This window comes from Providencia sp. TYF-12 (assembly GCF_041344805.1).
Classification (GTDB): Bacteria; Pseudomonadota; Gammaproteobacteria; order Enterobacterales; family Enterobacteriaceae; genus Providencia; species Providencia huashanensis.
In genome coordinates this window covers 438,059-449,691 of sequence record NZ_CP166833.1, presented here as the reverse complement: position 1 = coordinate 449,691, position 11,633 = coordinate 438,059, and the positions used below count along the sequence as shown (strand labels likewise).

Annotated in this window: 6 protein-coding genes; 2 read left to right on the top strand and 4 right to left on the bottom strand. The window is 41.4% G+C overall.

The window, feature by feature from the left end:
* Positions 1-37 precede the first annotated feature (37 nt).
* Both ABE954_RS02050 and ABE954_RS02045 read right to left on the bottom strand, forming a co-directional pair.
* A complete protein-coding gene (locus ABE954_RS02050; protein WP_129467290.1) occupies positions 38-1,339 on the bottom strand; it encodes a uracil/xanthine transporter in 1,302 nt (433 codons plus the stop codon).
* An 854-nt stretch (positions 1,340-2,193) separates the two neighbouring features.
* Positions 2,194-3,269 (bottom strand): IS3 family transposase gene (locus ABE954_RS02045; protein WP_104768132.1). Its coding sequence is split into 2 segments (ribosomal slippage): positions 2,194-3,020 and positions 3,020-3,269, totalling 1,077 coding nucleotides; the frame shifts between segments, so codons are not numbered across the junction.
* Between the two features lie 139 nt (positions 3,270-3,408).
* Here ABE954_RS02045 and pepT point away from each other — a divergent pair.
* Positions 3,409-4,662, top strand: a complete 1,254-nt coding sequence (pepT, locus tag ABE954_RS02040; protein ID WP_042849037.1) for a peptidase T — start codon at positions 3,409-3,411, stop codon at positions 4,660-4,662.
* Entirely contained in the window at positions 4,659-6,032 is a 1,374-nt protein-coding gene (gene dcuC, locus ABE954_RS02035; RefSeq protein WP_129467291.1) for a C4-dicarboxylate transporter DcuC, read from the top strand. Before pepT ends, dcuC begins: the two co-directional genes overlap by 4 nt.
* 70 nt (positions 6,033-6,102) lie before the next feature.
* On the opposite strand, the gene ABE954_RS02030 is transcribed toward dcuC, so the two are convergent.
* Entirely contained in the window at positions 6,103-6,975 is an 873-nt protein-coding gene (locus ABE954_RS02030) for a VWA domain-containing protein (protein WP_241105347.1), read from the bottom strand.
* Positions 6,976-7,398: 423 nt separating this feature from the next.
* On the bottom strand, positions 7,399-11,619 hold the full coding sequence (gene rpoC, locus ABE954_RS02025) for a DNA-directed RNA polymerase subunit beta' (RefSeq protein ID WP_042849041.1): 4,221 nt from the start codon (positions 11,617-11,619) through the stop codon (positions 7,399-7,401).
* Positions 11,620-11,633 lie beyond the last annotated feature (14 nt).

Genomic DNA, 11,633 nt, shown 5'->3' with positions numbered 1-11,633 from the left:
AGCATCCCATTAATACTGATTAATTTTGTTTTTATTCCTAAGCAATTTTATCCCAGTTAATCGTATTTTCTAAAACCAATGCCAATATGATCCCCATTAATAAACCATTTCCTAACAGAGAGCTGAACATAATGGGTAAGGAATCCAGTACAGCTGCGGGCGCTGACATTAAAAATATGCCAATAAAAATAGGTAAGGCAAGACGATAGATGTTGCGTGCGTTCAGTTTTATATCTGCGAGAAATGAAAACGACGAAAAAAGTAAAGGTAGATAAGTCGCTAACATGACCGCACTTCCGATAGCAAGCGGTAATGAACGAAAAAACTGCGTTAATATGGCAACCCCACCAACACAAAATAAGATCAGACTACCGATACAAAAAGAGAGCCGTGAACTGTCTTTGGTTTGCGTAATTAACCCAATGGAGGAAACAAAAGGAGAATAAGGCACTACCCCTATCGGGGCCGACAACATAGTGACCAAACCCGACATAATAAAACTTCGGCGATATAAGGACTTAGTCGGTAATGAATGAGGATAAAACACATCCGTCCCCCGCATAGCCCCAAACGTGTTTGACGTATTTAATATTCCAGCCAAAATAGCTGTGAGTACAATACTGATACTGATTTGATCAGATTTTCCTAATGGAAATAACATCCATTGGGCAGAAGAAACTGATGACACTGTATTACCAAATAGCCCGCTATATGTAACCCAACCAATAATGGTCCCCATTAATAGTGCATACTTACTGATATTCGAAGGCAAATAAATAATCACCCCAATAACAAAAATAAGTACTGCTAATGCCAGAAAGAAAACTGGGTAATTAACTGTAACACTGTCCCCTGCTACACCAAAAGGTAAACCTAGCATCCCTTTTAAGAAAATAGTGACTAACTGGGCCCCAAGTAAAAACATAAATACTACAAGTACCCCAGGTTTAAATAATTTAGCTAGCCAACCACCTACCCCACTTAGACCAATTAAAACAGTCAGTAATCCAGACAAAAAAATACCAATAGCTAAGCTCCACCCCACCGTCTCAAGCGCTGTTCCTTGCATAGATTCTGATAATGTCACCGTTAAAATAGTTGCCCACCATAACCCTGTAGGACCTTCCATTACAGCGCGTTTATGACCTAAAAAAGTTTGAAGTAGACAGGCTAATGCCGTTAAGAGAAAAGCATATTGCGTGATCACAAATGTGGTCTGTGACGATAAATGGAAAGCGGATTGTAATGTAGGGGGAATAACGACCGTGTTACAAAAAATAAAAAAGAACCATTGAAAACCAGAAATAATATTATTTTTTTTAATGAGGGAATATTGCATATTGGTTCCTTGCTTTATCTTACTTAGCGTACTACAGCGTAGTAATATTTAATTTTTGTTCTATCTACTTAAGTATTTTCAATGTTATCTATTTGCATCATGACAAAAAAATAGCGCAAGTACCATTAAAATACATTTTAATCTATATATTGAATTTTATGGTCTCTTTATATTAATTAATCAATTTTATTTATTCATTGTTAGGTTATCGATAAATTTACCATAGTATAAATCAAACCACCTTCACGTATTTTTATAATCACATATAAAAACAAGATACTCCTTTTTAGATTACACCTTCCATAATCTTCGTTTTTTTTCGAAAACGAAAATAATTAATAATACTTAAATGCATGATTATTATAAAAATAATCTCAATATAAAAAGACGTTCACGATGTAAGGAATTAGCTTTTTGTACTTAATTATTGTTATAAATCAGAATTAACATCTACTTAAAGTTGTATTTATATATTGTAAAATTAACATATAAAATTAACTATATTATTTAAAATATTTTTATTCATTAAGAAGGATGTCTTTATTAATATATTTAAGATAAGTGAATAGGAAATAGTTTGTTAAATATAACATACAATAGAAGGATAGTTATTACGCTTTAATATCAATACATTAACAATAAAACATGAGGGTGAAATAAAGTATCTCATTTTAATTCATTACGCAAATAAAGCCACTATTAATTATCAAATTTATATTGTAACTAGCATTTCTTAAAAAAAATGAACAGGTCTGATATTCAAAACCTCTTTCTTCGTGATAAAAGAATGATGTTGTGAAATCAAATGACCTATCCCCGGAATTAGTACCAATCCCGTGATGAGATTTTCCAGCTTATGCTGCCTGCTTTGCATACTCAACAGGCGACATGTAATTCAACGAACTGTGCGGACGAACATGATTGTAATGCTCGCGCCATAAATCTATTTCGTATCTGGCCTCGTCCATCGTTCTAAACCAGTGTTGGTTCAGGCATTCGTTTCTGAACTTGCCATTCAAACTTTCAACAAATGCGTTTTGTGTTGGTTTACCTGGCTGAATAAAACCCAGAGTAACGCCGCTTTCTTTGCTCCAGAAGAACATCGCCTTACTTGTAAATTCAGTGCCATTGTCACAGATCACCTTATTTGGTTTGCCGCGTTGCTCAATCAGCAAACTCAAGAATCTGGCGACTTGCCTGCCACTGATGGAAACCAAAACCAATTGGCCTACCATTTCACGCGAATAATCATCCACCACATTTAAAACCCTAAAGCGCCTGCCATTGCTGAGTTGATCCGATACAAAGTCCATAGACCAACGTTGATTCACAGCTGTTGGCACTTCCATAGGCTGTCGTGGCCGAGTCAGCTTTTTGCGTTTTTTCGTACGCACCTGCAAACCTTCTTCGGTATAAAGGCGATAGGTATGCTTACGGTTTTTAACCCAACCTTCGCCCCGAAGCAGACTATGCAACATCAGATAGCCATAACGCGGATATTGGGTTGCCAATGCTTTCAACCGCTGTCGTATGCTGTTATCTGCATTCGTTTTGGGCTGATACCGCAATGCCGTTCGGCTTAATCCCGCCAACTTGCAAGCCACCCGTTCACTCAGGCGAAAAGCTTCTATCAAATGCTGAGCAACAGGTTTCCTTGCCGCTGGCGTCACCACTTTTTTGACAGTACATCCTTCATTGCTTCGACTTCCAGCATCTTGTCGGCCAGCATTTTCTTAAGCTTGTTGTTCTCTGCCTCAAGCTCCTTCAATCGCTTGGCTTCGTTCACTTCTAGGCCTGCGTACTTACTGCGCCAGTTGTAGAAGGTCCCGACGGATATCGCCATCTCACGGCATAAGTCCTCGACCTTCGAGCCTGCTTCATGCTGCTTGATGGCTTTGATGATTTGTTCTTCGGTGTAACGTTTTTTCATTTTGAGATCTCCATTGGTTCCATTTTATTGGAAATCTCATCAATGTCATGGTCTTAAATTGGGGGGATAGGTCACAAATTACAACCGCAGAAAAAACTAATGTAAAACACATTCGATAAAATATCGGAGAATTAAAAGAATGAATATTGTTGATCGGTTTATTTCTTATACAAAAATTAACACCACCACTGACAGGGAAAAGGGCGCAGCTGGGATCATGCCATCTTCAGAAGGACAGCGCGTTCTAGCGAAACAACTTGTTCAAGAGTTAGAGGCTCTTGGCGTTGAAGATATTAAATTGCGAGATACGGCTATTGTTACCGCCACTTTACCTTCCAACCTTGATTATGATGTCCCAACAGTCGCTTTCTTCGGCCACTTAGACACCAGTGCAGAACAAACCAATGACACTAAAGCACAGATTTTGCCATACACTGGCGAAGACCTATGCATGAATAAAGAACTCAATATTTATCTACGTAAGAGTGAGTTCCCTGAACTGGTGAATTACATTGGTGATGACATCATCGTCACCGATGGAACCAGCCTATTAGGCGCTGATGATAAAGCGGCAATAGCCTCTATCATGGATATGCTGCAATATTTCAAACAAAACCCAGAAATCAAACATGGCACCATCAAAATTGGCTTTGTTCCAGATGAAGAACAGGGGCTCCGCGGCGCTAAAGCTTTTGATGTGCAAGAATTTGGGGCGGATTTTGCTTATACATTAGACTGCTGCGGGATAGGTGAATTAGTGTATGAAAATTGGAACGCTGGCGATGCCGAAATTATCTTTACCGGTAAATCAGCACACCCAATGTCTGCAAAAGGTAAATTAATCAATTCACTATTAATGGCGCAGAAGTTTATTGCTATGTTACCAGGCGGTGAAGCACCTGAATATACCGATGGCCGTGAAGGTTATTATTGGGTAAAACAAATGTCAGGTAACAGCGCACGTACTGTCCTAAAAATGGATGTGCGTGATTTTACAGAAGAAGGTTACCGCACCCGTATGGCTTTCTTAAAAAAATTAGCAGAAAGCTGTGAAGGTTTATGGGGTAAAGAGAGCGTTGTTTGTAAATTATCAGACCGTTATTCTAACGTTTATAACAGCTTGCAAGGTGAAAACCGCTATCCGATCGATATCGCCGTTGAGGCGTACCAAGCTTGTGGTATCACGCCTAAAGTGATCCCAATGCGTGGTGGGTATGATGGCGCAGCATTGTCACAAAATGGCTTGCCTTGCCCAAATATTTTCACTGGTGCACATAATTTCCACTCCATCTATGAATATTTGCCAGTAAAATCACTGTATGCTGCAAGTGACGTATTAAAACAAGTCGTACAAATTACTGCTGAGCGCTTCAAACCAGGAGCTAAAGCATGATCCCAATCCTAACGGTTCTGATTATCGTTGTTTTGGTTGCGCGGTTTATTTTGAAGGGATACAAAGCTGAACCAGTATTATTAATTGCTGGTTTAGTATTGATGATATTCACCCTAGCCCTTGGCTGGGGGCCTATCCTCCCTAAAAATGTCACCACCACAGGGATAACTTGGCTCGACCCATTTGAGGTCATGCGTGATTTATTCAGTAGTCGCGCTGCTGATCTCGGTTTAATGATCATGGCATTGATGGGCTTTGCGCACTATATGGACCATATCGGTGCCAATGAAGCGGTAGTGCGTGTTGCAACCAAGCCACTGAAAAATATGCGTTCACCTTATGTACTACTATTTTTCTCTTTCTTGTTGGCGAGTATCTTGCAATTAGCCATTCCATCAGCAACAGGCTTGGCCGTATTGTTAATGGGTACCATGTTCCCAATCATGATTGGCTTGGGGTTATCACCGGCATCTGCGGCTGGGGTTATCGCGACATCCCTTGGTGTTGCCTATACACCAACGGCGATTGATGCTATCCGTGGCGCAAAAGCTGTTGATATGTCTGTCGTTGAATATGTACTTTATTACCAAGGCCCTGCCGCATTAGCAACCGTCCTTGTTGTAGGAATTACACATATATTTTGGCAGCGCCATTGTGACCGTAAACAAGGCTTTGTACCAGAGATTGGAAAAGCGGTACAGTCTCACGAAAAAGAAGAAAACAAAAAATCCGTACCCGGATACTATGCATTTCTTCCTATGTTACCTATCGTGATGGCTGTTGGTACTTCAAACTTATTCTTTAATGGTATTCACTTGGATGTCGTCACAATCGTATTAATTGCTATGGCAATCTGTATGGTGATTGAAACTGCACGAGTCCGTAATTTCAAAATAGTTTGTAATGGCTTCCAAACCTTTTTAAATGGAATGGGCCATGCGTTTAGTAATGTCGTCGGGTTATTAGTTGCGGCTGGTGTTTTTGCTCATGGTATTAAAGTCAGTGGTGCTATAGACCAACTTATCCTTGGTGCAGAATCAGTCGGCTTACCGCCATTTGCAATGGCAATTGTGTTTGCCTTAGTCACTCTTGCTGCAGCAATTATTATGGGTTCAGGTAATGCACCATTCTTAGCATTCGTGGAATTAATCCCACAAATTGCTCACAGTATGGGCGTTAACCCAATCGCTATGATCCTGCCGATGCAACAGGCTTCTCATATGGGGCGTGGTATGTCCCCTGTTGCAGGGGTTATCATTGCGGTTTCCAGTGGAGCTAAACTACAACCTTTCGATGTAGTCAAACGTACTGCTGTACCATTGATGGTCGGGTTTGTTGCCCACTGTGCAATTATAGGTATTTTTTATTAATCACGAAACTTATCAATAATAATGACAAAGCGGGAAAATATTCCCGCTTTTATTTTTTAATAACATAACATTAATGCTGACACTGGCATGGCTCATCATGTTTTGTATCTGAGTCTATTGGGCAACAAGAGTTGATTGTTTTATTGATGATATTGGATAATGTGTTTACCGTATTAATAATTAATGGCAAGTTGTCACACACCGCATCACAACTTAATAAACCTTTATCTGGTTTTACTGGTGGGGTTAAGCTATCGCACAGTATTTCCTGTAAAACCAACGAGAAATTCGCAATTCCTGTGGTGTAAATGTACGCACGTCCGTCGGTTTCTTTGGCGAGTCGTTCATACTCTCTCGTCACGTTATCTCTATCAGCAAGAGTTGGAAAACGATCTAGATTGGTGGGGCTATCGTCTGGCGTACCTTGGTAGGTATATACTTTAATTCCTCTTTCTTGAGCCACAGATATAGCTTCATTATTTTTGGCGATAGCAGCACGAGTGAGAATTCCGCCGCCCCCTTCCATTCCTTCATCACCCAATACAAATATAGCCCTACGGGCATCATCGCGCCAATCAAAATATTTACTAATATCAATAACCGCGCGACATAAATCCTCTTTATTTCCAGCGTGATCTCGCCCGTCAGATTCTTTAAACGGCAATCTAGCTTGTAGATCCCTTTCGTTTGCACCTATCTTGATTAAATATTCGCTGGCAGATTGATCAAACTTTGTGTTTGCCCAATTCCCTTCTATGCCTAAAAATGTCGCTCTAAGATGGGATGGACACTTTGCTGATGCCGCTTCAATCGTCGCATCAATCTGTTGACTTAAATCCCCTGCTTCATCAGCCATTGAACCGCTGGTATCAATAATAACGACTAAATCTAAAGCAATAGGGCCGTTACCTGTCACTATTTGTGCTGTATTTTTATTATGCATAATAGATGCTTGGGATGTCTGGATATTCGGTGGGAAAATACTATCTTTACTATTATCTATATTTTTATTCAAAATGATTATCCTATCGTTTATTAATTAATATTTTTATAATTCAAACTTATTAATAATAAATTAAAAGTGAAATTATAAGTTTATCGTCACACATCGGAGATAAACATTATTAATTTATTTCCCTCAATAATCACTTAATTTATAAAATCAGCTTATAGTTAAATTTAACATTCAATATTAAATTTAATTAACGCTATTATTTATAAATAAAAATCAAAATAATAATACAGCAAGTCATATAGCTACCAATTGAATAATTAAAAATACTATCGGTTGATATTTAATTTATATATAAAAAAACCGATGCACATAAGGCATCGGTTTTTTCTAGAAAACTAAGACTAATAGGTCTTAATTTTTGTCGCTAGTAAAGCCAGCGTTTAACAGTTCAGCTAAGTTCGCTGTTGCTTCATCTGCACTCACTTGTGGAGCTTCCACAACATCATTCAGATGACGGCGACGGATACGGTCTTGGTGATACGCAAAACCAGTACCTGCAGGGATCAGACGTCCAACAATAACGTTTTCTTTCAGACCACGCAGTTCGTCACGTTTACCTGCAACCGCTGCTTCAGTCAGTACGCGTGTTGTTTCTTGGAACGATGCTGCCGAGATAAAGGATTCTGTTGCCAGAGATGCTTTAGTAATACCCAACAGGTCACGAGCATAGTTAGCTGGAATTTTACCTTCAACTTCCAGTTTACGGTTAGAAACTTTAACACGTGAGTACTCAACTTGTTCACCTTCGAGGAATTCTGAACTTCCAGCATCCGCGATGGTAACTTTACGCAGCATCTGACGCACGATAACCTCAATGTGTTTATCGTTTATCTTAACGCCTTGTAAGCGGTAAACTTCCTGAACCTCGTTAGTGATATAACGTGTCACTGCATGAACACCACGCAGACGCAGAATATCATGTGGAGATTCTGGACCATCGGAAACAACATCACCGCGTTCGACGATCTCACCTTCAAACACGTTGAGCTGACGCCATTTAGGGATCATCTCTTCGTATGGATCACTACCATCTAATGGTGTGATAACCAAACGACGCTTACCTTTGGTTTCTTTACCAAACGAGATAATACCGCTAATTTCAGCCAAGATAGCTGGTTCTTTCGGACGACGAGCTTCAAACAAGTCAGCTACGCGTGGCAGACCACCCGTGATATCTTTTGTACCCACAGATTCTTGTGGAATACGTGCTAAAGTATCACCCGCGCTGATAGCAACACCATCATCTAACTGAACAATCGCTTTACCCGGTAAGAAATACTGAGTTGGCATATCAGTGTTAGGAATAAGAACATCGTTACCTTTTGCGTCAATAACACGCAAAGCAGGACGTAAATCTTTACCACCACTAGTACGTTCAGCGCTATCCAGTACAACGATTGAAGACAGACCAGTTAATTCATCAGTCTGACGCGTCATCGTTTGACCATCAAGCATGTCAGAGAAGCTGATAAAGCCTGAAACTTCACTGACGACTGGCATCGTATGTGGATCCCAGTTAGCAACAGTTTCGCCACCTGTTACCGCAGCGCCATCGCCTTTCGTCAAGTGCGCACCGTAAGGGACTTTATAGCTTTCTTTCGTACGACCGAACTCATCGATCAGGCGAAGTTCTGTATTACGTGAAGTAATAACCAACTTACCTTCTGAGTTAGTAACATATTTCGCGTTAACTAATTTCAGCGTACCTGTGTTACGAACTTGAATGCTAGATTCAGCTGCCGCACGAGATGCCGCACCACCGATGTGGAACGTACGCATCGTCAACTGTGTACCCGGCTCACCGATTGATTGTGCCGCGATAACACCGATAGCTTCACCTTTGTTGATGATATGACCACGAGCAAGGTCACGACCATAACAGTGAGCACACACACCGAAGTCAGTTTCACAACTTACTACTGAACGAACTTTAACGCTGTCGACTGAGTTAGCTTCTAACAAGTCACACAGTTTTTCGTGCAGTAATGTGTTACGTGGAACTAAAATATCCGCAGTACCTGGAACCAGAATGTCTTCCGCAGTCACACGACCCAGTACACGCTCACGCAGTGGTTCTTTCACGTCACCACCCTCGATAACCGGAGTCATCAGGATACCTTCATGAGTACCACAGTCGTCTTCAGTAACAACCAAGTCCTGTGCAACGTCAACTAAACGACGAGTCAAGTAACCGGAGTTCGCTGTTTTCAATGCGGTATCGGCAAGACCTTTACGCGCACCGTGCGTCGAAATAAAGTACTGGAGAACGTTCAGACCTTCACGGAAGTTTGCCGTGATTGGTGTTTCGATGATTGAGCCATCTGGCTTAGCCATCAGACCACGCATACCCGCTAGCTGACGGATCTGAGCAGCAGAACCACGAGCACCGGAGTCGGCCATCATAAAGATACTGTTGAAAGAAACTTGTTGTTCTTCTTCACCATCACGGTTAATAACCGTTTCAGTTGACAAGTTTTCCATCATTGCTTTTGCAACGCGTTCGTTTGCAGCAGCCCAGATATCGATAACTTTGTTATAACGTTCGCCTGCTGTTACCAAACCAGATTGGAACTGTTCTTGAATTTCAGCAACTTCTGCTTCTGCTTCTGCGATGATCCCAGCTTTTTTCTCTGGAATAACCATATCGTCGATACCAACCGATGCACCAGAACGTGCCGCATAGGCAAAACCGGTGTACATGATTTGGTCAGCAAAAATAACGGTTGGCTTCAGACCCAATACGCGGTAGCAGGTGTTCAGCATTTTGGAAATCGCTTTCTTACCGAGTGCTTGGTTAACCAATGCATAAGGCAGACCTTTCGGTACGATCATCCATAAAATTGCACGACCAATCGTGGTATCAACTAAACCAGTATTAATCGTAATGTTACCTTCCGAATCTTTAACTTCTTCAGTGATACGGACTTTAACACGGGCATGCAGTGATGCATGACCTGAACGGTAAACACGCTCAGCTTCTTTAGGGCCGGCTAACACCATGCCTTCGCCTTTCGCGTTTACACAGTCACGAGTCATGTAGTAAAGACCTAATACAACGTCCTGAGAAGGAACGATGATAGGCTCACCACTTGCAGGTGACAGAATGTTGTTTGTTGACATCATCAACGCACGTGCTTCTAACTGAGCTTCCAGAGTTAGAGGAACGTGTACCGCCATTTGGTCACCATCGAAGTCGGCGTTATATGCCGCACAAACGAGTGGGTGCAATTGGATAGCTTTACCTTCGATCAAGATAGGTTCGAAAGCTTGGATACCCAGACGGTGAAGTGTTGGTGCACGGTTCAGCATAACTGGGTGTTCGCGGATAACTTCATCCAAGATATCCCAAACAACGGCTTCTTCGCGCTCAACCATTTTCTTCGCAGCTTTAATGGTTGTTGCCAGACCACGTAATTCTAATTTGCCATAGATAAATGGTTTGAATAACTCAAGTGCCATTTTCTTAGGCAGACCGCACTGATGCAGACGTAGGTATGGACCTACGGTGATAACAGAACGACCTGAGTAGTCAACACGCTTACCAAGTAAGTTCTGACGGAAACGACCTTGTTTACCTTTGATCATATCAGCCAAAGATTTCAGAGGACGTTTGTTAGAACCAGTGATAGCACGACCACGACGACCGTTATCTAACAGAGCATCAACCGCTTCTTGCAACATACGTTTTTCGTTACGTACGATGATGTCTGGCGCAGCCAGATCCAGAAGACGTTTCAGACGGTTATTACGGTTGATTACGCGACGATACAGATCGTTGAGATCGGACGTTGCGAAACGGCCACCATCCAATGGAACTAATGGACGCAGATCAGGTGGTAATACTGGCAGCACATTTAGGATCATCCACTCTGGTTTGTTGCCAGATTGAATAAATGCTTCCAGTAGTTTGATACGCTTAGTCAGCTTTTTACGCTTAGTTTCAGAGTTAGTTTCGTTTAACTCTTCACGCAGCGTTTCACACTCGTTCTCAAGATCGAGGTTTTTCAGCAGGCCTTGGATAGCTTCCGCACCCATTTTCGCATCAAATTCGTCACCGAACTCTTCTAGCGCATCTAAATATTGCTCTTCTGTCAGAATCTGTGCACGCTCAAGGCTAGTCATACCACCTTCAACGACGACATATGATTCAAAGTACAGAACGCGTTCGATATCACGCAGTGGCATATCGAGCAACAAACCGATACGTGATGGCAGTGATTTTAAGAACCAGATATGTGCAGTCGGAGAAGCAAGTTCAATATGACCCATGCGCTCACGACGGACTTTGGTCTGTGTAACTTCAACGCCACACTTCTCACAAATCACACCACGGTGTTTTAAACGTTTGTACTTACCGCACAGACATTCGTAATCTTTTACTGGCCCGAAAATACGTGCACAGAAAAGACCGTCACGCTCAGGTTTGAACGTACGGTAGTTAATGGTTTCTGGCTTTTTCACTTCACCGAATGACCACGAACGGATCATATCAGGTGATGCCAGAGCAATTTTGATCGCATCAAACTCTTCGGTCTTGGTTTGCGCTTTCAGAAACTTTATTAAGTCTTTCACAAAATGGCTCCTGT

What these genes read in the sequence shown, in the direction of transcription:
- ABE954_RS02030 (WP_241105347.1), bottom strand. Translation starts at nt 6,975, where the DNA reads ATGCATAATAAAAATACAGCACAAATAGTGACAGGTAACGGCCCTATT.
- pepT (WP_042849037.1), top strand. Translation starts at nt 3,409, where the DNA reads ATGAATATTGTTGATCGGTTTATTTCTTATACAAAAATTAACACCACC.
- ABE954_RS02050 (WP_129467290.1), bottom strand. Translation starts at nt 1,339, where the DNA reads ATGCAATATTCCCTCATTAAAAAAAATAATATTATTTCTGGTTTTCAA.
- dcuC (WP_129467291.1), top strand. Translation starts at nt 4,659, where the DNA reads ATGATCCCAATCCTAACGGTTCTGATTATCGTTGTTTTGGTTGCGCGG.